The 23,398-nt window shown below is 64.7% G+C and carries 21 protein-coding genes and 2 tRNA genes; 3 read left to right on the top strand and 20 right to left on the bottom strand.

The window, feature by feature from the left end; translation table 11 throughout:
* Positions 1-158: 158 nt before the first annotated feature.
* The 3 genes from FBX97_RS16225 to FBX97_RS16215 all read right to left on the bottom strand — a co-directional run bounded on the left by FBX97_RS16225 (position 159) and on the right by FBX97_RS16215 (position 1,654).
* A tRNA-Asn gene (locus FBX97_RS16225) sits at positions 159-234 on the bottom strand.
* An 86-nt stretch (positions 235-320) separates the two neighbouring features.
* Positions 321-396: transfer RNA gene (locus FBX97_RS16220), tRNA-Asn, on the bottom strand.
* A 46-nt stretch (positions 397-442) separates the two neighbouring features.
* Positions 443-1,654, bottom strand: a complete 1,212-nt coding sequence (locus tag FBX97_RS16215) for an amino acid aminotransferase (protein WP_141833331.1) — start codon at positions 1,652-1,654, stop codon at positions 443-445.
* A 106-nt stretch (positions 1,655-1,760) separates the two neighbouring features.
* Between FBX97_RS16215 and uvrB the strand changes: the two genes are divergently transcribed.
* Positions 1,761-3,857: an excinuclease ABC subunit UvrB gene (uvrB, locus tag FBX97_RS16210; RefSeq protein WP_141833329.1), complete on the top strand. Its 2,097-nt coding sequence runs from the start codon at positions 1,761-1,763 to the stop codon at positions 3,855-3,857.
* Positions 3,858-3,964: 107 nt separating this feature from the next.
* Here uvrB and FBX97_RS16205 read toward each other — a convergent pair whose 3' ends face one another.
* Both FBX97_RS16205 and FBX97_RS16200 read right to left on the bottom strand, forming a co-directional pair.
* Positions 3,965-4,552, bottom strand: coding sequence for an NF038129 family PEP-CTERM protein (locus FBX97_RS16205; RefSeq protein WP_141833327.1), 588 nt, complete (start codon positions 4,550-4,552; stop codon positions 3,965-3,967).
* A gap of 21 nt (positions 4,553-4,573) precedes the next feature.
* Positions 4,574-6,115: an endo-1,4-beta-xylanase gene (locus FBX97_RS16200; protein WP_221631814.1), complete on the bottom strand. Its 1,542-nt coding sequence runs from the start codon at positions 6,113-6,115 to the stop codon at positions 4,574-4,576.
* 372 nt (positions 6,116-6,487) lie between these two features.
* Here FBX97_RS16200 and FBX97_RS16195 point away from each other — a divergent pair, with 372 nt between their 5' ends.
* Positions 6,488-6,982: an RICIN domain-containing protein gene (locus FBX97_RS16195; protein WP_185748606.1), complete on the top strand. Its 495-nt coding sequence runs from the start codon at positions 6,488-6,490 to the stop codon at positions 6,980-6,982.
* Between the two features lie 18 nt (positions 6,983-7,000).
* Here the strand turns inward: FBX97_RS16195 and FBX97_RS16190 are convergent, their stop codons facing one another.
* Entirely contained in the window at positions 7,001-7,522 is a 522-nt protein-coding gene (locus tag FBX97_RS16190; protein ID WP_141833323.1) for an FKBP-type peptidyl-prolyl cis-trans isomerase, read from the bottom strand.
* 46 nt (positions 7,523-7,568) lie between these two features.
* Entirely contained in the window at positions 7,569-8,165 is a 597-nt protein-coding gene (locus FBX97_RS16185) for a MarC family protein (protein WP_141833321.1), read from the bottom strand.
* Positions 8,166-8,257: 92 nt separating this feature from the next.
* On the opposite strand from FBX97_RS16185, the gene FBX97_RS16180 reads away from it, so the two are divergent.
* Positions 8,258-8,824, top strand: a complete 567-nt coding sequence (locus FBX97_RS16180; protein WP_141833319.1) for a hypothetical protein — start codon at positions 8,258-8,260, stop codon at positions 8,822-8,824.
* A 126-nt stretch (positions 8,825-8,950) separates the two neighbouring features.
* On the opposite strand, the gene FBX97_RS16175 is transcribed toward FBX97_RS16180, so the two are convergent.
* The 13 genes from FBX97_RS16175 to FBX97_RS16115 all read right to left on the bottom strand — a co-directional run bounded on the left by FBX97_RS16175 (position 8,951) and on the right by FBX97_RS16115 (position 23,393).
* Entirely contained in the window at positions 8,951-9,493 is a 543-nt protein-coding gene (locus tag FBX97_RS16175; protein WP_141833317.1) for a phosphoribosyltransferase, read from the bottom strand.
* 93 nt (positions 9,494-9,586) lie between these two features.
* Complete coding sequence (locus FBX97_RS16170; protein ID WP_141833315.1) at positions 9,587-10,897, bottom strand: adenylosuccinate synthase; 1,311 nt, start codon at positions 10,895-10,897, stop codon at positions 9,587-9,589.
* Positions 10,898-10,900: 3 nt separating this feature from the next.
* Positions 10,901-12,055 carry an ATP phosphoribosyltransferase regulatory subunit gene (locus FBX97_RS16165; RefSeq protein WP_141833313.1) on the bottom strand — a complete coding sequence of 385 codons (1,155 nt, stop codon included), beginning with the start codon at positions 12,053-12,055 and terminating at the stop codon, positions 10,901-10,903.
* A 197-nt stretch (positions 12,056-12,252) separates the two neighbouring features.
* A complete protein-coding gene (gene hflC, locus FBX97_RS16160; RefSeq protein WP_141833311.1) occupies positions 12,253-13,131 on the bottom strand; it encodes a protease modulator HflC in 879 nt (292 codons plus the stop codon).
* The gene (gene hflK, locus FBX97_RS16155; protein ID WP_141833309.1) at positions 13,131-14,528 is read right to left on the bottom strand and encodes an FtsH protease activity modulator HflK; all 1,398 of its coding nucleotides are present in this window, start codon (positions 14,526-14,528) and stop codon (positions 13,131-13,133) included. The genes hflC and hflK overlap by 1 nt, the downstream gene beginning before the upstream one ends.
* Before the next feature lie 7 nt (positions 14,529-14,535).
* Positions 14,536-15,717 (bottom strand): GTPase HflX, encoded by a 1,182-nt coding sequence (gene hflX, locus FBX97_RS16150; RefSeq protein WP_141834571.1) that lies wholly within the window; start codon positions 15,715-15,717, stop codon positions 14,536-14,538.
* 32 nt (positions 15,718-15,749) lie between these two features.
* Complete coding sequence (gene hfq, locus FBX97_RS16145; RefSeq protein WP_036168820.1) at positions 15,750-15,986, bottom strand: RNA chaperone Hfq; 237 nt, start codon at positions 15,984-15,986, stop codon at positions 15,750-15,752.
* Positions 15,987-16,153: 167 nt separating this feature from the next.
* Positions 16,154-17,497, bottom strand: coding sequence for a ribosome biogenesis GTPase Der (der, locus tag FBX97_RS16140; RefSeq protein ID WP_141833307.1), 1,344 nt, complete (start codon positions 17,495-17,497; stop codon positions 16,154-16,156).
* Between the two features lie 9 nt (positions 17,498-17,506).
* Positions 17,507-18,661, bottom strand: a complete 1,155-nt coding sequence (gene bamB, locus FBX97_RS16135) for an outer membrane protein assembly factor BamB (RefSeq protein WP_141833305.1) — start codon at positions 18,659-18,661, stop codon at positions 17,507-17,509.
* A 165-nt stretch (positions 18,662-18,826) separates the two neighbouring features.
* The gene (locus FBX97_RS16130; protein WP_141833303.1) at positions 18,827-19,492 is read right to left on the bottom strand and encodes a tetratricopeptide repeat protein; all 666 of its coding nucleotides are present in this window, start codon (positions 19,490-19,492) and stop codon (positions 18,827-18,829) included.
* Between the two features lie 34 nt (positions 19,493-19,526).
* On the bottom strand, positions 19,527-20,873 hold the full coding sequence (gene hisS, locus FBX97_RS16125) for a histidine--tRNA ligase (protein ID WP_141833301.1): 1,347 nt from the start codon (positions 20,871-20,873) through the stop codon (positions 19,527-19,529).
* Between the two features lie 176 nt (positions 20,874-21,049).
* Positions 21,050-22,321, bottom strand: a complete 1,272-nt coding sequence (gene ispG / locus FBX97_RS16120; protein WP_141833299.1) for a flavodoxin-dependent (E)-4-hydroxy-3-methylbut-2-enyl-diphosphate synthase — start codon at positions 22,319-22,321, stop codon at positions 21,050-21,052.
* A 25-nt stretch (positions 22,322-22,346) separates the two neighbouring features.
* Positions 22,347-23,393, bottom strand: coding sequence for a helix-turn-helix domain-containing protein (locus FBX97_RS16115; RefSeq protein WP_141833297.1), 1,047 nt, complete (start codon positions 23,391-23,393; stop codon positions 22,347-22,349).
* Positions 23,394-23,398 lie beyond the last annotated feature (5 nt).

The following is a 23,398-nucleotide window of genomic DNA, read 5'->3' as shown; positions in this document are numbered from 1 at the left end:
GTCGCCATGATTTGCTCCTTTGAGTAGCCAGCGTAGATCAAATGAGCAGGGAATGCAAGCAAGCGCCGCCAGGACGCGCCAGAACGGCAAAACAAAAAAGCCCGCTTCAGGGAAGCGGGCTTTTAACGATTTTACTGCTGCTTATTGGTACTGAATTCTGGCTCCCCGACCTGGACTCGAACCAGGGACCTGCGGATTAACAGTCCGTCGCTCTACCGACTGAGCTATCAGGGAATGGATGTTGCTATTATAACCTCTCGCCAGGACATTGCACAGGACAAGCTGCCAACCGTGCATTGCCTTGCCAGAGGCATGAATTCTGGCTCCCCGACCTGGACTCGAACCAGGGACCTGCGGATTAACAGTCCGTCGCTCTACCGACTGAGCTATCAGGGATTAGATCTTCCGCTTCTGCTTGCGCCGAATTGGAAGAGCCAAGAGTTTAGAGAACTTTTGCGATGGCGTCAACGATCCGATCGATGTTCTTCGAATTCATCGCTGCGACACAGATGCGGCCCGTGTCCACGGCGTAGATCGATTCGGCGCGCAGCTGCTCGACCTGCTGCTTAGTCAGGCCCGAATACGAGAACATGCCGACCTGCTCGCGCACGAAGGCGAAGTCCTTGCCCGGGGCCTTGTCGGCCAGCTTCTTGACCAGCTCTTCACGCATTTCCTTGATGCGCACGCGCATGCCGGCCAGTTCCTCTTCCCACAGCTGGCGCAGTGCCGGCGTGGACAGGACGGTGGCGACCACCTTGCCGCCGTGGGTCGGCGGGTTCGAGTAGTTGGTGCGCACGATGCGCTTCAGCTGCGACAGCAGGCGCGATGCTTCTTCGGCCGAGGAGGCGACCACCGACAGCGCGCCGACGCGCTCGCCGTACAGCGAGAACGACTTCGAGAACGAGTTCGACACCAGCAGCGGGCCGCCGGCTTCGACGAAGCGGCGCACCACGGCGCCGTCTTCGGCGATGCCCGAACCGAAGCCCTGGTAGGCCATGTCCAGGAACGGGATCAGGCCGCCGGCCTGCACCGCGTCGATCACCTGGCCCCACTGCTCGGACGTCAGGTCGGCGCCGGTCGGGTTGTGGCAGCAGGCGTGCAGGACGACGATCGCGCCTTCCGGCATCGCCTTCAGGTCGGCCAGCATGCCGGCGAAGTCGACGCCGTGCGTGGCCGGGTCGTAGTACTTGTAATTGTTGACGGTGAAACCGGCGCTTTCGAACAGCGCGCGGTGGTTTTCCCAGCTCGGATCGCTGATGTAGACGCTCGAGCCCGGCGCAAAGCGCTTCAGGAAGTCGGCGCCGATCTTGAGTGCGCCGGTGCCGCCCAGTGCTTGCACGGTGATCGCACGCTTCTCTTGAATTACCGGGCTGTCGGCACCAAATACTAATTCTTGCACAGCCTTGTCATACGCACCCAGGCCTTCGATCGGCAGGTAGGTACGCGGTGCAGGCTGTTCCATCAACAGCGACTCCGCTTTGCGCACGCATTCCAGCAGCGGCACTTTACCATTGTCATCATAATAGACACCGACGCCCAGGTTGATCTTGGACGGGTTGGTATCTGCATTGAAGGCTTCGGTAATACCGAGGATGGGGTCGCGCGGGGCCATGGCGATGGCGCCGAAGATGCTGGCAGGAGCTGTGGAATTCATCGTGATAAACTGGGTTTGTCGCTGGGTTCGCAGCAGTTGTATAGACAGCGGCTTAAAACAATGTTTGGCCGCAGGCGGATTCTCATTCTAGCAAAGGTCTGAACACATGGCAGATTTATCGGTCGCAAATACCCCGGCACCCGAAGTCATCACTTTCCCGAATTCACCGTTCAAGCTGCACCAGCCCTTCCCGCCCGCCGGCGACCAGCCGACCGCGATCGAAGGCCTGGTGCAGGGCATCGACGACGGCCTGATGTACCAGACGCTGCTCGGCGTGACCGGTTCCGGCAAGACCTACACGATGGCCAACACCATCGCCCGGGCCGGCCGCCCGGCGATCGTGTTCGCCCCGAATAAAACCCTGGCGGCCCAGCTGTACGCGGAGTTCCGCGAATTCTTCCCGCAGAACGCGGTCGAGTACTTCGTCTCGTACTACGATTACTACCAGCCGGAAGCCTATGTGCCGCAGCGCGACCTGTTCATCGAAAAGGACTCGTCGATCAACGAGCACATCGAGCAGATGCGCCTGTCGTGCACCAAGTCGCTGATGGAACGGCGCGACGTCATCATCGTGGCGACCGTGTCGGCCATCTACGGTATCGGTAATCCGAACGAATACCACAAGATGATCCTGACGCTGCGCACCGGCGACAAGGTGGCGCAGCGCGACGTGATCGCGCGCCTGATCCAGATGCAGTACACGCGCAACGAAATGGATTTCGCCCGCGGCACCTTCCGCGTGCGCGGCGACACCATCGACATCTTCCCGGCCGAGCACGCCGAGCTGGCGATTCGCGTCGAGATGTTCGACGACGAGATCGAATCGCTGCAGCTGTTCGATCCGCTGACCGGCAAGGTGCGCCAGAAGATCCCGCGCTTCACCGTGTACCCGGGCTCGCACTACGTGACCGGCCGCGCCACGGTGCTGAAAGCGGTCGATTCGATCAAGGCCGAGCTGCGCCACCGCCTGGAAGAATTCCGCGAACAGGGCAAGCTGCTGGAAGAGCAGCGCCTCGAACAGCGTACCCGCTTCGACCTCGAGATGCTGGCCGAAGTCGGCTTCACGAAAGGCATCGAGAACTACTCGCGCCACCTGTCCGGCTCGATGCCGGGCGAACCGCCGCCGACCCTGATCGACTACCTGCCGAAGGATGCGCTCATGTTCATGGACGAGTCGCACGTGATGATCGGCCAGCTGAATGCCATGTACAACGGCGACCGCTCGCGCAAGGTCAACCTGGTCGACTACGGCTTCCGTTTGCCGTCGGCGCTGGACAACCGGCCGCTGAAGTTCACGGAATTCGAGAACAAGATGCGCCAGTGCATCTTCGTCTCGGCAACCCCGGCCGAGTACGAGAAGGAGCATGCCGACAACGTGGTCGAGCAGGTGGTGCGCCCGACCGGCCTGGTCGACCCGCAGATCATCGTGCGCCCTGCCCGTTCGCAGGTGGACGACCTGATGGGCGAGATCAACATCCGCATCGCCAAGGACGAGCGCGTGCTGGTGACCACGCTGACCAAGCGCATGGCGGAACAGTTGACGGAATACCTGGGCGACCACGGCATCAAGGTGCGCTACCTGCACAGCGACATCGATACCGTCGAGCGCGTGGAAATCCTGCGCGACCTGCGCCTGGGCACCTTTGACGTGCTGGTCGGCATCAACCTGCTGCGCGAGGGCCTGGACTTGCCGGAAGTGTCGCTGGTGGCCGTGCTTGACGCGGATAAAGAAGGCTTCCTGCGTTCGGAACGCTCGCTGATCCAGACCATCGGCCGCGCGGCACGTAACCTGAACGGCGTCGCCCTGCTCTACGCCGATCAGATGACCGACTCGATGAAGAAGGCGATCGACGAGACCGAACGCCGCCGCGCCAAGCAGATCGCCTTCAACGAAGCCAACGGCATCGTGCCGAAGGGCGTGAACAAGAAGATCAAGGACATGATCGACGGCGTCTACAGCGCGGCTGCGCAGAAAGCCATGCTGACCGACTTCGGCATGGCGGAAGATGCGGCCAAAGTCGAAGGCATGAGCGAGAAGCAGATTTCGAAAGAGATCAAGCGCCTCGAAAAGCTCATGGTCGACCACGCCAAGAACCTCGAGTTCGAGAAGGCGGCGCAGGTGCGCGACCAGCTGCATGTGCTCAAGCAGCAGGCCTTCGGGGCGCCGGGCGCGGACAACGTGGTGTCGATGCTGGGCAAATAAGCTTCCTGATGCGCCCCCTGGGGTTCCGCAAACGCGGGATCCCAATTCTTGAAAAAAGCCGCCTGCCCCGCTTGGGACAGGCGGCTTTTTCTCGCAGCGATGCCGGATCAGCGTGCGCGGCGGCGCAGACCGAAGCCCAGCAGGCCAAGGCCGGTGACCATGCTCAGCAGGGTCGAGGGTTCCGGGACGGCGGTGGCGCTGGCAAAGGCGTTGGCCGGCGAGACGACGTCGGCCTGGCCCGGCATCAGGTCGATCTGGACCAGTGGCGTGTCCATGCCCAGCGTGGCGCTGAAGTCCGCGTTGTACAGCATCGCGGTGAAGCTGGAGCCGTCGAGGCCGCCGGTGCCGACATCGAAGCTGAGGTCGAAGCTGAACAGCCCGCCCAGAATGATGCTCTGAAGCAGGCCGCTGTAGCCGGCGTCGTTCACCAGGCGCACGCTGCTGCCGATCGCACCGCTGGCGCTGCCGCTGAAGTCCGACGCGCCATACGCGCCCATGAAGTGGTTCAGCGTTGCCGTCACCGGGGCGGCGTTCCCCGTCAAGGCGCCCAGCTCGAGGTCGAGTACCGCGTTGCTGTTGCCCAGCGTGCTGGTGTCGATGGTGACGTGGTAGACCGGGGCGGCGAACACGCCGGCGCATGCACCCAGCGCCACGGCCAGCAGGGAGCCCGACAGGAATTTCTTGAGGTTCAACATGGCGATTCCTTTATGGATGACTTAGAACGAGCCGCTGATCAGCGTGGCGGTGTAGCCGATGCCGACCTTGCCCGGGTTCGAGAACGTGGTCGTCACCGTGGCACTGGCGCCCGGCGCCAGCGAGATGGCCGGCAGCGTCATGTACGGCGCGCCGTTCTGGGCGCCGCTGGCGTTATCCAGGGTCACGCCGGCAGTCAAGCCGTCGAGGCGGAACTGCAGCGGGCCGTTCAGGGTCGCGTTGGTGGTATTCGTGAAGGTGACGCTGCCCGTGGATTTCGAGGTGACGCGGTTCAGCGTCACGCCGGAACGCGCGATGTTCACGCTGCCGGTCGCATTGACGAACGCCAGATTCGTGCAAGGCTGCCCCGTCAGCGCATCCGCCACGCCGCGCAGCGCCGGCTTGCCCTGGTACTGCGCGTCGAACAGCAGCGGCCAGTCCTGGTGCCTGTTCTGGAACAGCTGCTGGATCAGCCAGCTGCTCGGATCGCTCACGCCCCACACGACGACGCCGCCGCGCTGGGCTGGCGGCACCACGTCCAGGTAGGCCTTGACCACTTCGCAATAGCGCTTTTTCTGGGCAAGGCCGAGGTCGAGCGTATAGACCGTCTTGATGTCGCCGGCCTGGTATTGCGGGCTGTACGGGTTGTTGATCGGGATGTCGAGCTCGGAGATCTTGACCTTCAGGCCGCGGTCCACGACCTTCTGCAGCGACGCCTTGATCTGGCTGGTGGACGGCCAGTCGATGTACACGTGCATCTGGAAACCGACCCCGTCGATCGGCACGCCGCGCGCCTTGAAGCCGTCCAGCATGCCGGTCATCGTGTTCATCTTGTTGGCGTCCGACTCGATGTTGTAGTCGTTGTAGTACAGGGTCGCGTTCGGGTCGGCCTCGCGCGCCGCGCGGAATGCCCGGTCGAGGTAGTCGGCGCCTGTCCTCTGGTAGAACAGCGACTGCCGGTAGCCGCCGCCGTCGTTGATCGCCTCGTTGACGACGTCCCAGCTCTGCACCTTGCCGGCGTAGTGCGTGGCGATCGTCTTCACGTGCTCGTCCAGCATCGCGAGGAACGCCGTCTTGTCGCCGCTGAAGTTCTTCATGAACGTCGGCACCTGGTAGTCCGAATGCCAGATCAACGCGTGCGCATGCACGCGCACGTCGTGCGCGGCCGCGTAGTTCACCAGTTCGTCCGCCTGCGCGAAGGTGTAGGTATTCCTGTCCGGGTGCAGGTAGCTCATCTTCATGATATTGCCCGGCGTAACCTGGCTGAAGTGCTGGTTGACGACTTGCTGCTCGGCCGGCGTGCTCACCAGGCTGCGCGCCTCCCAGCCGCCGTCGACGGCGACGCCGACCGGGAAAGCGGCGAGCGCCTTCAGGCTCGCCACCCCGGGGTTGTAGGCCGCAGGGCTGGCGACGATCGCCGCGCTGGCCTGATCCGGTTGCGCTGCCGCCATCTCGCCGGCGGTCTTCGTGGCGGCCGTATCGCCCGATCCGGGGCCGCATGCGGCAAGGGCCAGGCAGCAGGCAGCGCTCAAGACGCTGCGCTGGAACACAGGTGCTTTGTACATGGTTTGTCTCCGATGATTGTTGTTCCGGCCCATGTTGATGTTAAGCGCTAACAAGGCATGAACCAGGTGACTGTCAATGCTTTGTTAACAGTCTGAAATCAGTTTAGCCCTAGAAATGTGGTAAATACAAACACTTTTTAGCGTCAGCGTGGCAATTTCAAACACTGCCGCAACATTCGGCTAACATTTGTGATTGCGCTATCACGCTACGAACGGCGAGTTCGGGAAGGCGGCGCAGGTGTACGGCCAGCTGCATGTGCCGGGAGGAGCAGGCCTTCAGGGCGACGGGGCGAATAAAAAAGCGGCCTGCAGGCCGCTTTTCGTTTATTACCTGTGATAATGTTTGTTCAATATTATCCCAAAGGAATGATCATGCAGGTACCTGCTTTTGCTGTTGCTGCGCTCGCCATTCTGCACCTGGCGACCATGCCCGCCTTCGCCGCCACCGCCGACGCGAACTACCTGCAGAACGGCCTCGACGGCCGTGGCCATTGCCTGACGGCGGCCGACGGCAAGGTGGCCATGGGCACCTGCGCCAAGTCGGCGGATCAGCAGTGGGTGGTCAGCCAGGGGGATATTCCCGGTTTCAGCAAGGTGCATACGGTCGCGGGCGGCACGGCCATGTGCCTGACGGTGCATCCGGAGAATGGCAAGAACGTGCTGGCAATGGATAGCTGTGGCAATGCCGACAACCAGCAATGGCGTGTCAAGCGGGTGCAGACCGGCCCCTTCGTCCTGCCGCTCACCAACCGCGACACCGGCGCCACGCGCTGCCTGGAGGCGGTGCAGACCGGCCTCAAGATGACGCCTTGCAGCCGCCAGCAGCCGGGACACCGCTGGCAGAGCAATTACGAGCCGACGATGTGATCGTCGCGCCCCGTCGACTTATTTGACGTCCAGCAGCTCGACGTCAAAGATCAGATTCGCATTCGGCGGAATCGGACCCGCGCCATCCGCGCCGTAACCCAGGCTGGCCGGAATGATCAGGGTGCGCTTGCCGCCCACCTTCATGCCGGCCACGCCCTGGTCCCAGCCCGGGATCACGCCGCCCGAGCCGAGGCGGAAGCTGAACGGTTCACGGCCGACCGAGCTGTCGAACTGGGTGCCATGCTTGTCCGCCGCGTTCGGCGCCAGCAGCCAGCCGGTATAGTTGACGGTAACGGTCTTGCCGGCAGTCGCTTCCGCGCCGGTGCCGACGACGGCATCGATCTTCTGGAATTCCTGCGCCGACGTGTCGGCTTCAGTCTTGGCGGCAGCGACACCAGCCGACGATGCGGCCGGTGCAGCGGTCGATCCGGTGTCGGTCGATGGCTTGTTGCGGTTGCAGCCGCCCAGCACCAGCAGCGGCACGATGGCGGCGATGCAGAAGCCGTAGCCGAGCTTGCGGCCAATGAGTTTGCTTGTCATGGAATATCCAAACGATAAGTGATCAGAGGCCGCAGTATACATGCCGTCACAAAGTCTTGACGAAAGCGCGTATCCCGCTCAGCAGCATCTCGATCGACATCGCGGTCAGGATCAGGCCCATCAGGCGCTCGAAGGCCGTCATCACCTGCGCACCCAGCACCTGCTGCAGGCGCTCGGCGCCGAGGAATACGGCCAGCCAGATCACGAAGACAGATGCCAGCGCCGCCACGTGGACCATCACCTCCTCCGTCGTTTGCGAGCTGAACAGCAGCACCGTGGCCAGCGCCGACGGCCCGGCCAGCGCCGGAATCGCCAGGGGCACGATGAAGGGTTCGCCATGCTCGCTCTTGCCGAGTACGCCGTCCGGATGCGGGAAGATCATGCGGATCGCGATGATCAACAGGATCACGCTGCCACCGATGCGCAACGAAATATCGGTCAGCTGCAGCGCGGTCAGGAAATGCCGGCCGAAGAACATGAACAGCAGCAGCAGGCCGAACGCGATCGCACACTCGCGCACCACGATGCGCCCGCGCCGCGCCTGGGGCACGTCCTTCAGGGCGGTAACGAACAGGGGCACGTTGCCGAAGGGGTCGGTGACGAGCAGCAGCAGGATGAAGGTCTGGAAGAAACTTTGTGTCATGGACGGTCCCGTGTTTGAATTACAATCTTAACCGATTGGCACCCGGATCGGATGGGTCGGCCTTGTCGTGTATTTACATCGGAGGAAACCCCATGACGCGCACTATCCTGGCCGTGCTGGCCCTGCTATCGGGTTTCACTGCGCAAGCGGCCGACAAGGCACCGATGCCGGCGGCGCTGATGCACGAGATCGACGGTGTCTACAAGCATCGCTTCCAGAACACGATGGCCGTGCCGGGCCAGGCCGACCAGACCTACGAGTCCGAAGACATCGTCGAACTCCTGCCCTACGACGACAAACACCTGTACCTGCGCGCCCACCTGGAATTCGCCAACGGCCACACCTGCGACATCGCCGGCATGGCCGGCTACCAGCATGGCGCCTTCGTCTACCACGACCCGACACCGCCGCAGCCAGGCGAACGCGCTTGCGCGCTGCGGCTGCACGTGACGGACAAGAAGCTGGTGCTGACGGACCGGGAGACGCCGGATGCGGAAGCGACCTGCCGCGCGTATTGCGGGGCGCGCGGGGATCTGGATTACGAGATCGGGCGCGAGGCGCGCAGCGAGATCCGGTATGCGGAGCGCCTGAAGAAGTCGAAGGCGTACAGGCAGGCGGTGCAGGATCTGAAGGCGGCCGAGAGCAGCCAAGGCAGATAAACCTGAGCGGTCACGCAAAAGCGTCGCCCCTGCGCAGGCAGGGGCCCAGGTTTTGCACGCGCCATCCTCATGCGTGCAACTTGGGCCCCTGCCTTCGCAGGGGCGACGGCTTTACGGCTGACTGAATCAGTTCTTGTCGAACTTCTTCAACCAGGCCGACAGCTGATGCGGACGCAGGCCGTCATAGTCCTCGAACGGCTGGTGGATCCACGGATTGTGCGGCAGGTCTTCCAGGTGGTAATCCGGCACCAGCGACGAGGTGCCCTTCACCCAGATCACGGCCGAACGCACTTCGGTGACGTCCGGGTAGTTGGTGCGCAGGTGCTCGCCCACGCGCGCCAGGGTCACGCCGGAGTCGGCCAGGTCGTCGACCAGCAGGATCTTGCCGGCCAGCGGGCCCTTGGTCATGGTCATGTACTTGGCGATGTCGAGGTCGCCCTGCTTCTTGCCGGCTTCTTCGCGGTACGAGCTGGTCGACAGGATCGCCAGCGGCACGTCGAAGATGCGCGAGATCACGTCGCCCGGACGCACGCCGCCGCGCGCCAGGCACAGGACCATGTCGAACTTCCAGTTCGATTCATAGACTTTCAGCGCCAGGCGCTCGACCAGGCGGTTGTAGTCGTCCCAGGAGACCCACAGGTCCTTGTCGGTCGATGCAGGGGTATTCATGTTCAGGTTTTCCTTCTTCTGCTTATGGCTGAAGCCCGCGCGGCCATGGATGGGGCGGCGCGGGCTGCTTGCTGTGTTGCTTTTAAATAGTGATCAGGCGGCGAACGGGTGGCGCAGCACGATCGTTTCTTCGCGGTCCGGGCCGGTCGAGACCATGTCGACCGGAATACCGACCAGTTCTTCGATGCGCTTGATGTAGGCGCGGGCGTTGGCCGGCAGGTCGTCCATCGACTTGGCGCCGACGGTCGATTCGGTCCAGCCCGGCATCTCTTCGTACACCGGCACGCAGGCGGCGGCTTCTTCGGCGCCGACCGGGAAGATGTCGACGTCACGGCCGTCGATCTTGTAGCCGGTGCACAGCTTCAGCGACTCGATGCCGTCCAGCACGTCCAGCTTGGTCAGGCACATGCCCGACACGCCGTTGATCTGGACCGAGCGGCGCAGCAGCGCGGCGTCAAACCAGCCGCAGCGGCGGGCACGGCCGGTCACGGTGCCGAACTCGTGGCCCACGCGCGACAGGTGTTCGCCTACGCCTTCGGCGGTCGTCAGTTCCGACGGGAACGGACCCGAACCGACGCGGGTGGTGTAGGCCTTGGTGATGCCCATGATGTAGTGCAGCATGCCCGGACCGACGCCCGAACCGGCGGCGGCATTGCCGGCCACGCAGTTCGACGAGGTGACGAACGGGTAGGTGCCGTGGTCGACGTCCAGCAGCGAGCCTTGGGCGCCTTCGAACAGCAGGTTGCCGCCGGCTTTGTGGGCGGCGTACAGGGCGGAGGACACGTCGCCGACCATCGGGCGCAGGCGCGGCACCAGGGCCATGGCGTCGTCGAAGGTCTGCTGGAAGTCGATCGCTTCGGCGCCCAGGTAGCCGGTCAGCACGAAGTTGTGGTATTCCAGGTTTTCGCGCAGCTTCTCGGCGAAACGCTCTTCATTGAGCATGTCGGCGATGCGGATCGCGCGGCGCGCGACCTTGTCTTCGTAGGCCGGGCCGATGCCCTTGCCGGTGGTGCCGATCTTGTTCTCGCCGCGCTTGGCTTCGCGCGCCTTGTCGATGGCGACGTGGTACGGCAGGATGACCGGGCAGGCTTCCGAGATCTTCAGGCGCGAGGCGACTTCGACGCCGGCGGCCTGCAGCTTGTCGATTTCCCGCATCACGTCGGGCACGGACACCACGACGCCGTTGCCGATGTAGCAGGCCACGCCTTCGCGCATGATGCCCGACGGGATCAGTTGCAGCGCGGTCTTCTGGCCCTTGATCACCAGCGTGTGGCCGGCGTTGTGGCCGCCCTGGAAGCGCACCACGCCGGCGGCGTGGTCGGTCAGCCAGTCGACGATCTTACCCTTGCCTTCATCGCCCCACTGGGTGCCGATGACAACGACGTTCTTAGCAGTATTTGACATCACTTAACCTAAGTTTTTGAGAATCCAATTTCCTTGTTCGAGGACGAGCACGCGGTCGCACTCGAACTCATCCTGTACATTGTCGTGACCCGGCATGGACTGGATCACCACTTCGCCGCTCTTGCGCAGTTCGGCGATTTTCTCGCGCAGTTCGGGCGCATTGCCCCACGGCGCACGAATGGCGTGTTTGCGCTCGGCGGTCGGCAGCAGCCGGGCCAGTTCGCGCAGGTCGAGCGAGAAGCCGGTGGCCGGACGCGCGCGTCCGAAGGCTTCGCCGACGTGGTCGTAGCGGCCGCCGCGGGCCACCGCATTCGGCAGGCCCGGCACGTACAGCGCGAACATGGCGCCGCTTTCGTACTGGTAGCCGCGCAGGTCGGCCAGGTCGATCGCGACCTGCGCGCGGCCGAGGGCGGAGCCGGCCAGCGCAGCCAGTTCGGCCAGCGCGCGGGTGATGCCCGGCAGCGGCGGCAGGATCTGTCTTGCCTGCGCCAGCACGTCGATGTCGCCGTACAGGTTGGGCAGCGCCAGCAGCGCGGCGCGGGTGCCTGCGGCGTAGGCGGCGGTGATTTCTTCCAGGCCCGGGACGTCCTTCGAGCGCAGCAGCGCGTACAGCGCCTGCTCGTCGCGCTTGGCCAGCGGGTCCTCGGCCAGGATGGCGCGCAGCACGCCGACGTGCGACAGGTCGAGGCGCGGCTGCTCGAAGCCGGCCAGCGCCAGCGAAGCCAGTGCCAGTTCCTGGATCTCGGCGTCGGCTTCGAGGCCGGCATGGCCGTAGATCTCGGCGCCGATCTGCAGCGGCTCGCGGGTGGCGTGCAGGCCGGACGGTTGGGTGTGCAGCACGCTGCCGGCGTAGCACAGGCGGGTGACGGTGTCGCGGTTCAGCAGGTGCGCATCGATGCGCGCGACCTGGGTGGTCATGTCGGCGCGCAGGCCGAGCAGGCGGCCGCTCATCACGTCGATCAGCTTGAAGGTGCGGGAGTCGGTGTCCTGCCCTGCTCCGGCGAGCAGCGACTCGGTGTATTCGAGCAGCGGCGGCATCACCAGTTCGTAACCATAGGTGCGGAAGGTGTCGAGCATCAGGCGGCGCAACTCTTCGATCTTGCGCGCTTCGGACGGCAGGACGTCGGCGATATTCTCGGGCAGGAGCCAGGTAGGCATGGGCAAAGCGAATCGGGAGTTATTAAAAATCGGGCAACAGTTTACTGACTTGGAAGCGGCTTTGCACGCATTCCTTGCGCCGAATCGACGATTTTAACCGAAAACGTAGACGGTTTGGCAGCTAAGATGAGGCAATCAATGGAAAAAACGCGTCGCGCATCGGATGCGCAACGCGTTTCTGCGAAGCCGGCAATTGTTTATTTGCCGCTGCCGGGGTTCTTGAAGTACTTGAAGAATTCGGAATTCGAATCCAGCACCAGGATATCGTTACGTCCCTTGAAGGTTGCCTTGTAGGCTTCCATCGAACGGTAGAAACGGTAGAACTCCGGGTTCTTGCCGAACGACTGCGCATAGATCTGCGACGCCTTCGCATCGCCGTCGCCGCGGATCGATTCGGCGTCGCGCTGGGCTTCGGCCAGCAATTCGCTGCGCTGGCGCTCGGCATCGCCGCGGATCTGCTCGGCTTCGGCGGTGCCGGTGGCGCGGGTGGCGGCGGCCACGCGCACGCGCTCGGCCTTCATGCGCTCGATCACGGCGGTATTTCCCCCCTCGGGGAAACCGATGCGCTTCAGGCGCACGTCGGCGACCTCGATGCCGAGCTGGCGCGCATCGCCGGCGACACGCTGGCGTACGGCATCGGCCACAGCGCCGCGCTGGCCGCCGATCAGGTCGGCAACCTCATGCCCGGCGATTTCGGCGTTCAACGCCAGGCGCACCAGCTGCGCCATCTTTTCGCTGCCGCGGTCGGCATTGGCGCCGGCCAGGGCGATCAGGTACTGGCGCGCGTCGACGATCTTCCATTTGACGAAGGCGTCGACCACCAGCTCGCGCTTGTCACGGGTGGCGAAACGCTCGCCGTCGGCGGTATCCAGCGTCTGCAGGCGCTTGTCGAGGTAGACCACGTTCTGCAGCGGCGACGGCAGCTTGACATGCAGTCCCGGCTCGGTGACGACCTGGCGCGGTTCGCCGACGCCGTCGAGCACGCCGAAGCGGTGCTGGTCGACCACGAAGGTGCTCGATTTGGCGAGCGCCACCACGGCGACCGTGGCGACGAGATAGGCAATCAGGCGGCTCATCAGCGGCTCTCCCGTTCGCGCGAATGCTCGCGGCTGCGCAGGTCGTGGCGGTGCGGGTCGCCCTGCTCCGCCGTGGCGGCCGGGGCCGTCGCCTGTTCGCTCGTCGCAGCGGGCACATCGGGCTGCGCGGCTTGCGCCTGGGCCGGCGCCTGCTGCTGGACCTGGGCCTGCGCAGGTGCCTGCGCCGGGTTCTGCTGGCCATTTTGCTGCGGCGGCGCCATGACCGGCCCCGAGCGGCTGCCGATCGCGGCGTCATTGGCCACCGAGCGCGACAGCATCTGGTCGAGCGGCAGCACGACCTGGTTGGTGCCGGTCTTGGCGTCGATCATGATTTTACTGGTGCTGGAAAAAACCTGCTGCATGGTGTCGAAATACATGCGGTCGCGGGTGACGCCCGGCGCCTTGGCGTATTCGGCCACGACCTTGTCGAAGCGCGCCGCGATGCCGGTGGCCTTGCTCTCGGTCTCGGCGCGGTAGCCTTCGGCATCCTGGCGCAGGCGGTCGGCCCTGGCCTTGGCCTGCGGCAGGATGTCGTCGGCGTACGCCTGGGCTTCGCCGCGGGCGCGGTTGCGGTCTTCCTGGGCACGGGCGGCGTCCTCGAAGACGGCCGCGACCTGGTCCGGCGGCGCGACCTGCTGCACCGTCACGCCGACGATCTCGGCGCCCAGGCGGTAGCGTTCGACCATCTGCTGGATGCGGTTGCGCGCTTCGAGCGCCACCTGGTCGCGGTTGGGCGACAGCAGCGTGTCCATCTTGTTCTGGCCGACCAGTTCGCGCACCACGGTCTCGGCGGCGTCGCGCACGGTCTCGACCTGGTCGCGGTTGTTGAACAGCCAGGCGATCGGTTCCTTGATCTTGTACTGCACCGAGAACTGGACGTCGACGATGTTCTGGTCGCCGGTCAGCATCAACGCTTCGGCCGGCTGCTTGTTGCGGATGTTGGCGCGATAGCCGATCTCGGCGGTCTGCACCTGGGAGGTGTTGACGGTCTCGACGGCCTGGATCGGCGCCGGCCAGCGCCAGCTGAAGCCCGGCGATACCGTATGCGACAGCTGGCCGAAGGTGGTGACCACCCCGACCTGGCCGTCCGGCACGATGAAGGCGCCGCTGGCCAGCCAGATCAGCGCGGCGATGCCGGTGACGACGCCCACGGTGATGCCAACGCCGCGGGCGTCGGGGCGGTAAGGGCCGCCACCGCCGCCTTCGTTGCGCTTGTTGAAGATGCGGTTCAGGCGCTGGTTGAAGTCACGCCACAATTGATCGAGATCAGGCGGGCCGTCGTTGTTGCCAGGACGCTTGTTCTCCTGGGCCTTGCGTCCGGCGTTGGGGTCGTGGCCCCAACGGGGATCGTTCAGCGAGAGCTTCACGCCGAGACGCTTGATGAATGAAACGGGCATAGATGGCTTAGTGTGGGCCGGCTGGGGTGGTTATGGGAATACCATCGGCCGCCGTCGACGCCACGTCGTGCGAAATACCGCGCACGTCGTCGTCTTGCCCGTCAGCCGACGTCAGTCCAGGCTCGGACTTGGCCGCCTCGACGATGGCGTCGCGCAGCAGGTCCAGGCCGGCGCCACTGTGGGCGCTGATAAAAACGCGGCTGATTTTATCATATTCATCACGTTCCACTCCGGGCTCCAGCCCGGCCGCATCGATTTTGTTCCATACCAAAATCTGCGGAATATGGTCGGCGCCGATTTCGCGCAGCACCTCGTTGACCTGCTCGATCTGCTCCATCCGTACCGGCGACGAGCCGTCGACCACGTGCAGCAGCAGGTCGGCATGGATGGTTTCCTCGAGGGTCGCGCGGAAGGCGGCGACCAGCTGGTGCGGCAGTTCGCGCACGAAGCCAACGGTATCGGACATCACCACGCTGCCGGCTTCCTCGCCGAGGTAGAGCCGGCGGCTGGTGGTGTCCAGGGTCGCGAACAGCTGGTTCGCGACGTACACCCCGGCCTTGGTCAGGGTGTTGAACAGGGTCGACTTGCCGGCATTCGTATAGCCGACCAGCGACACCGAGAATGTCTTGTTGCGGCCGCGGGCACGGCGCTGGGTTTCATGCTGCTTGCGCAGCTTGGCGAGGCGGGTGCGCAGCATCTTGACGCGCTCGCCGATCAGGCGGCGGTCGGTCTCGAGCTGGGTTTCGCCGGGACCGCGCAGGCCGATACCACCCTTTTGACGTTCCAGGTGGGTCCAGCCGCGGATCAGGCGCGTGGCCAGGTGCTGCAACTGCGCCAGCTCGACCTGCAGCTTGCCCTCGTGGCTTTGGGCACGCTGGGCGAAGATGTCGAGGATCAGGCTGGTGCGGTCGACCACGCGCACGTTGAGGCGCTTTTCCAGGTTACGCTGCTGGGCGGGCGACAGGGCGTGGTTGAAGATGACGATGTCGATCTTGTCGGCCAGGCAAGCCTGGGCGATTTCGTCGGCCTTGCCGCTGCCGACGAAATGGGCCGGATCGGGACTGCTGCGTTTGGCGGTGATGGTGGTGACCGGCTCGGCGCCGGCGGAACGCGCCAGCAGCGCCAGTTCTTCCAGGCTGGCAGAAAAGTCGCCAGCCCCGAAGTCGATACCGACCAATGCCGCGCGCATGGTGGGGGTGCCTTGAGCGTCAGCCATCGACCTCACTCGGCGTCTTGCTCGAGATTGAGATTGACCGCACGGGCCGGCACCACGGTCGAGATTGCATGCTTGTAAACCATCTGGGTCACTGTGTTGCGCAGCAAAACCACGTATTGGTCGAACGACTCGATATGTCCCTGCAGCTTGATGCCGTTGACCAGGTAAATCGAGACGGGGACATGCTCCTTGCGCAAGGCATTCAGGAATGGGTCTTGTAACAGTTGCCCTTTATTGCTCATAACAGCTCCGATATGTTGTGTTGTTTTTAAATTGAGGCGCTATGCCGGTTTTCAAGTGTGTCTGGAAGAACATTCTCAAGTTGTGAATGATCTCCCAAGCCTACTGTAACCTGTTTTGACGATTTTTGTCGTACTGCTAGCGGCAGAAGCCGGTAGCTAAGGCGCTTTTAAGCCTCGCCCTTGGCGAACGGATTCTTGCCGCTGCGCAGTTCGATCCGCAGCGGAGTGCCGATCAGGTCGAAGGTATCGCGGAAATGCTTCTCGAGGTAACGCTTGTACGGCTCGGTGATGCCGTCCAGCGCATTGCCGTGGATGACGATGATCGGCGGGTTCTGGCCGCCCTGGTGGGCGTAGCGCATCTTCGGACGGGTGCTGCCCTTGCGCTTCGGTTCCTGCTTCTCCACGGCTTCCTGCAGCGCCCGGGTCAGGCGCGGCGTCGAGAGCTTGGCGGTGGCCGCGGCATAGGCCGTGTCGACCGACTTCAGCAGTTGCGGGATGCCGGTGCCCTTCAGCGCCGAGATGAACTTGGTCTCGGCAAAGCCCAGGAAGTCGAGCTTGCGGTCGATGTCGTTCTTGACCTGGTCGCGCTTGTCGCTGGTCAGGCCGTCCCACTTGTTGACGGCGACCACCAGCGCCCTGCCCGACTCCAGGATGAAGCCGGCGATGTGGGCGTCCGACTCGGCGATGTCCTGCTGGGCGTCGAGCATCAGCACGACCACGTTGGCTTCCGAGATCGACTGCAGGGTCTTGACGACCGAGAATTTTTCGACGGCCTCGAAGATCTTGCCGCGGCGGCGGATACCGGCGGTGTCGATCAGCGTGTAGTGCTTGCCGTTCTTCTCGAACGGGACTTCGATCGAGTCGCGGGTGGTGCCCGGCATGTCGAAGGCGATCACGCGCTGCTCACCGACCAGGGTGTTGATCAGGGTCGACTTGCCGACGTTCGGACGGCCGATCAGCGCGATCTTGACGCCGAAGTCGGCCGGATCGAATTCGGGCTCCTCGTGCGGGCGCAGGGTCGCGGCCTGGTCGATCGCTTCGTTGACCAGGTCGAGCACGCCATCGCCGTGGGCGGCGGAAATGACGTAGGGATCGCCCATGCCGAGCTCGTAGAACTCGGCGGTGACCGAGGTGTACTTCATGCCCTCGGACTTGTTCACCACCAGCATGACCTTGCGGCCGGACTTGCGCAGGAAGTCGGTGATGGTCTTGTCGTGGGGCGTCAGGCCCTGGCGGCCGTCGACGATGAACATCACGACGTCGGCCTCGGCCACGGCCTGCTTCGTCTGCAGCGCCATTTCATGCATGATGCCTTCCTTGGCAACCGGCTCGAAACCACCGGTGTCGATGACCAGGAAGGGGCGCTCGCCCATGCGGCCTTCACCGTAGTGGCGGTCGCGCGTAAGGCCGGGCAAGTCCGCCACCAGCGCGTCACGCGAGCGGGTCATGCGGTTGAAAAGGGTCGACTTCCCGACGTTCGGGCGACCAACGAGTGCGATTACCGGCTTCATGTAGTTATTCTATTCGACCGCGATGGCGGTCACAGTTCCATTTTGTGTTTGAAAAATCAGGTTCGAACCCACCACCAGCGGGGTCGAAACGATGGCGCTGCCGTCGGTGGCGGCGCGCGCCAGGAAGGCGCCGTCCTCGCGCGACAGGAAGTGCACGTAGCCCTGGTAGTCGCCGACCGCCACTGCGCGGCCGTAGGACACCGGGGTCGACAGGCGGCGATAGGACAGCTTGTCGTTCTTCCAGGCGCTGGCGCCGCCTTCGCGGTTGAAGGCGTACAGCGCGCCCTTGTCGTCGGGGGCGAACACGAAGCGCTGGTCGACCGCGACGCCGGCTTCCGACGACAGGTCGCGCGTCCAGCGGGCACTGCCGGTGGCGATGTCGAAGCAGCCGACACGGCCCTGGTAGGCCACCGCGCAGACGTCGTTCTCGAAGATCACCGGCACGCCGCCGATATCGGTCACGCGCTCCAGTTCGGTGGCGCCGCGGGCGATGCCGACTTCGATTTCCCAGCGCGGCGCGCCGGTGGCCGCGATCAGCGCCAGCAGCTTGCCGCCCGGCTGGGCGACGATCACGTCGGTGCCGTGCACCACCATGCCCGGCGCCAGGCGCAGGGTCAGCGGCGGCGCGGTGCGCTGCACGGTCCACTTCTTCTGGCCCGTCTTGGCATCGAAGCCGACAATGCGGTTGTCGATGCTGCGCGCCACCACGATGCCCTGGGCAATCGCCGGCGCCGACAGGATCTCGCTCGACAGCTGGGCTTTCCACAGCTGCTTGCCGTCCATGTCGAAGGCCAGCAGCTGGCCCTTGGTGCCGCCGACCACGATCAGCTCGCCGTCGGTGCCGACGCCGGCGGTCAGGTCGGTACCGGCCTTGACGCGCCACATCTGGCGGCCGCTGGCGGCGTCGACGCGCACCAGGGTGCCGTCGGCGCCGGCCGCAACCACGGTATTGCCGGCCAGCGCCGGCGAGAACATGGCGTTCTGCGACTTGCCGACTTCGACCTTCCACGCGGTGCGCACCGCCATCGAGGCTTTCAGCTCGACCAGCGGCGCGGGCTGGTTGCCCTTGGATTTCGATGCGAACGGATTGAGCGAACTAATCGTCGAGCAGCCCGTCATCAGGGCGAGGATACCGACACCAACCAGCTTCCGGGAAATACGCATGTTCTTTTTACCTTGTTCTGAAGATCAGCTTCTTGCACCGTCGCCCCTGCGCAGGCAGGGGTCCAAGTTCTGCATGCATCACGGCAGCTCGTGCAACTTGGGTCCCTGCCTTCGCAGGGACGACGTAGTGGTTATTTCGCTGCCGCGGGTGATCGCGGGTAATAATTAAGCAGCCGGCTTGACCGCCACCTGCGCCGTCACCGGCGCCCCGCCGATCGCATCCAGCTTGATCTGCACGATCTGGCGGCCCGGATGCTTCTTGTCCATCTTGTCGAGCGCGGCCTGGTAGGCGGTGCGCGCGTCCGGCAGCTTGTTCTGCGCGACCAGCACGTCGCCCTTGCGGTCGGCGACTTCGGCGGCAAACTGGGCCGGGAATTCGCCGTTCAGCAGGGCCAGCGCCTTGTCGTAGGCCTTTTCGTCGAGCAGCACGCCGGCCAGGCGCAGGCGCGCCACCGACTTGTACTCGTCGTTGCCGTGGTCGATCGCCCACTGCAGCTGCGCCTTGGCGGTGGCCAGGTCGTTGGCGTCGAAGGCGGCCTTGGCGGCGGTCAGGGCGGCCATCTGGGCGTACAGGGTCGCGTCGAACTTGCTTTCGATGTCGGCCGCGATGCGCTTGACCTTGGCCTGGTCCTTGGCCTGGGCCGAATTCACGAGCTCGTCATACAGGCCGGAGGCTTCGACTGCCTTGCCGCGCTGCTGCGAGTTCCAGTAGTTATAGCCGGCGTAGCCGAGCAGCGCGATGATCAGCACCCACATGATCGGGTTGCCAAAGCGGTCCCAGAAAGCTTTGAAATTGGCTATCTGTTCCTGTTCTTCGAGATCGTATGCCATGGACGTCAGTTCTAGTTATGAGTGTTGGTGGGGATTACGGGTGGTAGTGCACGTGATCGTGGTCGTGATCATGATCGTGGGCGCCGGTGATCTGGTCGACCAGGTAGTCGACCGCTTCGTCGAAGGGCACGCTGGCCTGCTGCTGGGCAGCATCCGCCTCGCGCATGGCCTTGATGGCGACCACGTTGTTGCTCACTTCGTTCTCGCCGATGATCACGGCAAAGGCGGCGCCGGCGCCGTCGGCCTTCTTCATCTGGCTCTTGAAGCTGCCGGCACCGGCCGGGGTGGCGCAGTGCAGGACCACGTCCAGGCCGGCGTCGCGGATGCGTTCGGCCAGGACGAACGCCTGCATCTGGGCGCCTTCGCCCTGGTGCACCATATACACGTCGCACTGGCTCGGCGCGGCCGGCTCGCCCTGCTCCTTCATCAGCTCGACCAGGCGTTCGATGCCCATCGCGAAGCCGATACCCGGGGTCGGCTTGCCGCCGAAGGTCTCGATCAGCGGGTCGTAGCGGCCGCCGGCGCACACGGTGCCCTGCGAGCCGAGCGAGTCGGTGACCCACTCGAACACGGTACGGTTGTAGTAGTCGAGGCCGCGTACCAGGCGCGGATTGACCGTGTACTGGACGTTGTTGGCGTCCAGGATCTTCTTGAGGCCTTCGAAGTGGGCCAGCGACTCCTCGCCGAGGTAGTCCAGCAGCTTCGGTGCGGCGTTGACCAGGTCCTGCATCGCCGGGTTCTTGGTGTCCAGGATGCGCAGCGGATTGGCGTGCAGGCGGCGCTGGGCTTCGGCATCCAGCACGCCGGCATTGGCTTCGAAATAGGCGATCAGGTCGGCGCGGTGGCGCTGGCGCTCTTCGGCGTTGCCGATCGAGTTCAGTTCGAGGCGGATGCCGTCCAGGCCGAGGTCGTCCCACAGGCGGCGGCACAGCATGATCAGTTCGGCATCGATGTCCGGACCCGAGAAGCCGATCGCTTCGGCGCCGAACTGGAAGAACTGGCGGTAGCGGCCGCGCTGCGGGCGCTCGTGGCGGAACATCGGGCCCTTGTACCACAGGCGCTTCGGACCGTCGTAGGCCATGTTGTGCTCGATCACGGCGCGCACCACGCCGGCCGTGCCTTCCGGGCGCAGGGTCAGCTGGTCGCCGTTCATCGAGTCTTCGAAGGAATACATTTCCTTCTCGACGATGTCGGTGACGGCGCCGATGGCGCGCGCGAACAGGCCGGTTTCCTCGACGATCGGGGTGACGATCTTCTGGTAGCCGTAGCTCTTCAGGACCGATTCCGCGGTGTTTTCGAACAGTTCCCACAGCGGCGCATCGGCCGGCAGGATGTCGTTCATGCCTTTGATGGCGGTGATTTTTTCTTTTTTGTCGGACATTCTATTTCTTCCTTCTGGGTGCCGGTCCATACCCGCACCCGTGAGACCGTCGCCCCTGACCTGGCCGGTCGCCTTGGCAGGGGCCCAAGTTTTACGAGCCGTCGTAACGCGTGCAAATTGGACCCCTGCCAAGGCGACCGGCCAGGTCAGGGGCGACGTTTTACGCACGTAGCCGTTTAAACGGTTTCGGGCTGCTTCCCGTAATTCTTCTTTACATAGTCGAGCACGATCGTCTGGAACTCATCCACGATCCGCTCGCCCCGCAGTGTAGCGACCTTTTGCCCATCCACAAAGACCGGGGCCGCCGGCGACTCGCCGGTACCCGGCAGCGAGATGCCGATGTTGGCGTGCTTCGATTCGCCCGGACCGTTGACGATACAGCCCATCACGGCCACGTTCATCGCTTCCACGCCCGGATAGGTCTTCTTCCATTCCGGCATCTGCTCGCGCAGGAAGGTCTGGATGTTGTCGGCCAGTTCCTGGAATACGGTCGAGGTGGTGCGGCCGCAGCCCGGGCAGGCGATCACCATCGGGGTGAACTTGCGCAGGCCCATGGTCTGCAGGATTTCCTGGCCCACGACCACCTCTTTCGTGCGGTCGCCGCCCGGTTCCGGGGTCAGCGAGATGCGGATGGTGTCGCCGATGCCTTCCTGCAGCAGCACCGACAGCGCCGCGGTCGAGGCCACGATGCCCTTGCTGCCCATGCCGGCCTCGGTCAGGCCCAGGTGCAAGGCATAGTCGCAGCGCTTGGCCAGTTCGCGGTAGACGGCGATCAGGTCCTGCACGCCGGAGACCTTGCACGACAGGACGATCTGGTCGCGCCGCATGCCGATTTCCTCGGCGCGCTGGGCGTTCTCGATGGCCGAGGTGATCAGCGCTTCGTACATGACGGCCTGGGCGGTCCACGGCTGGGCGCGCGCGGCGTTCTCGTCCATGATGCGCGCCAGCAGCGACTGGTCCAGGCTGCCCCAGTTGACGCCGATGCGCACCGGCTTGTCGTAGCGGATCGCGGTCTCGATCATCTGGGCGAACTGGGTGTCGCGCTTGGCGCCCTGTCCCACGTTGCCCGGGTTGATGCGGTATTTCGACAGCGCCTGCGCGCACTCCGGGTAGTCGCGCAGCAGCAGGTGGCCGTTGTAGTGGAAGTCGCCGACCAGCGGCACATCGACCTCCATGCGGTCGAGCTGTTCGCGGATGTGCGGCACGGCGGCGGCGGCGGCCGGGGTGTCCACCGTGATGCGCACGATCTCGGAACCGGCGCGCGCCAGCTCCTTGACCTGGATCGCGGTGCCGATCGCGTCGGCGGTGTCGGTATTCGTCATCGATTGCACGACGACCGGGGCATTGCCGCCGACCCAGACCTTGCGCGCGCCGTGCTGGACCAGCACGCCGCGGCTTTCGCGGCGCAGCAGCGGGCCCGAGGGGATGGGCGTGTTGGAAGAATTCATAGTACGTATTCCGCTTGTTTGCTCGTTATTGCAGGTTCACACGGGCCAGGGTCTTGCCCGGCACGGCCGGCAGCGACACCGCAGTGCCGCGCAGGGTGGCAGACACGCCGCCCGGATTGCCGACGGTCAAGCGCACCGGACCGGCAACATTGACGGTTTCCGTGCTGCCGCCCTTGACCAGGCGCGAAAACAGCGGCGCGCCGCCTTTGGCCGGCCGTACTTCGATCCACGAATCCTCGCGTACGTTCAATACCAGCGCGTTGGCGCCGGCAGCTGCCGGGGCCGCCACGGCGGCCGGCGCGGCGACGGCCGCCGTGGCCGGGGCCTGGGTGGCCGCCGGGGTCGCGGGCGCGGCCGGCACCGTGGTCGGCGGCGCGCCGGTGGCGCTGGTATTCGGCACGTTGACGACCGGGCCGGCGGCCGGTGCCGCGGCGGCCGGTGCAGCGGTGGCCTGTGCAGCGCTGTTCGGCGACGGCACCGAAATCAGCGGCACCGAAGGGTTCTGCAGGGTTTCGACGGTGCTGCCGTTGGCGCTGTCAGTGGCGACGCCGGTGGCGACCGTTGCGCTGGCGCCATTGGTGCCGTTGGCTGCCGGCGCCGCCTGCTCGCTATTGCGCATCGGCACCACGCCGAAATGCCAGGCCGCCACGGCGGCGGCCACCACCACGACTGCGCCGGCGATCCAGCCCAGCGGCAGCGACGAGCGCTTGCCGTGCAGCGGGAAGCGCGATTCGGAGAACGAGGCCGGGGCCGGACGGCGCGTCGCCGCCGTATTGGCGCTGAGATCGGCGGCGGCCGGGACGTCCATCTCGATCTGGGCCACCAGCGGCACCGGATCCAGCTTCATCAGCTTGGCGTAGGCACGCACGAAACCGCGCGTCACGGCCGGACTCGGCAGCGACCCGTAGTCGCCGGCTTCCAGCGCCACCACCTGGCGCACGGCCAGTTTCAGTTGATCGGCGACCTGCTCCACCGACCAGCCCATGGCTTCGCGATGCGCGGCCAGGGTCTTGCCCGGGATGCCATGCTGGTTGTCGGGCGTCGTTGGCTGTTCTGCACGCTCGGAACTCATTGTCG

Source organism: Herbaspirillum sp. SJZ107 (assembly GCF_006715485.1).
In the GTDB taxonomy this organism is placed as follows: Bacteria; Pseudomonadota; Gammaproteobacteria; order Burkholderiales; family Burkholderiaceae_D; genus Telluria.
The sequence above is the reverse complement of the archived record's forward strand: the minus strand, read 5'-3'. Positions and strand labels throughout refer to the sequence as shown.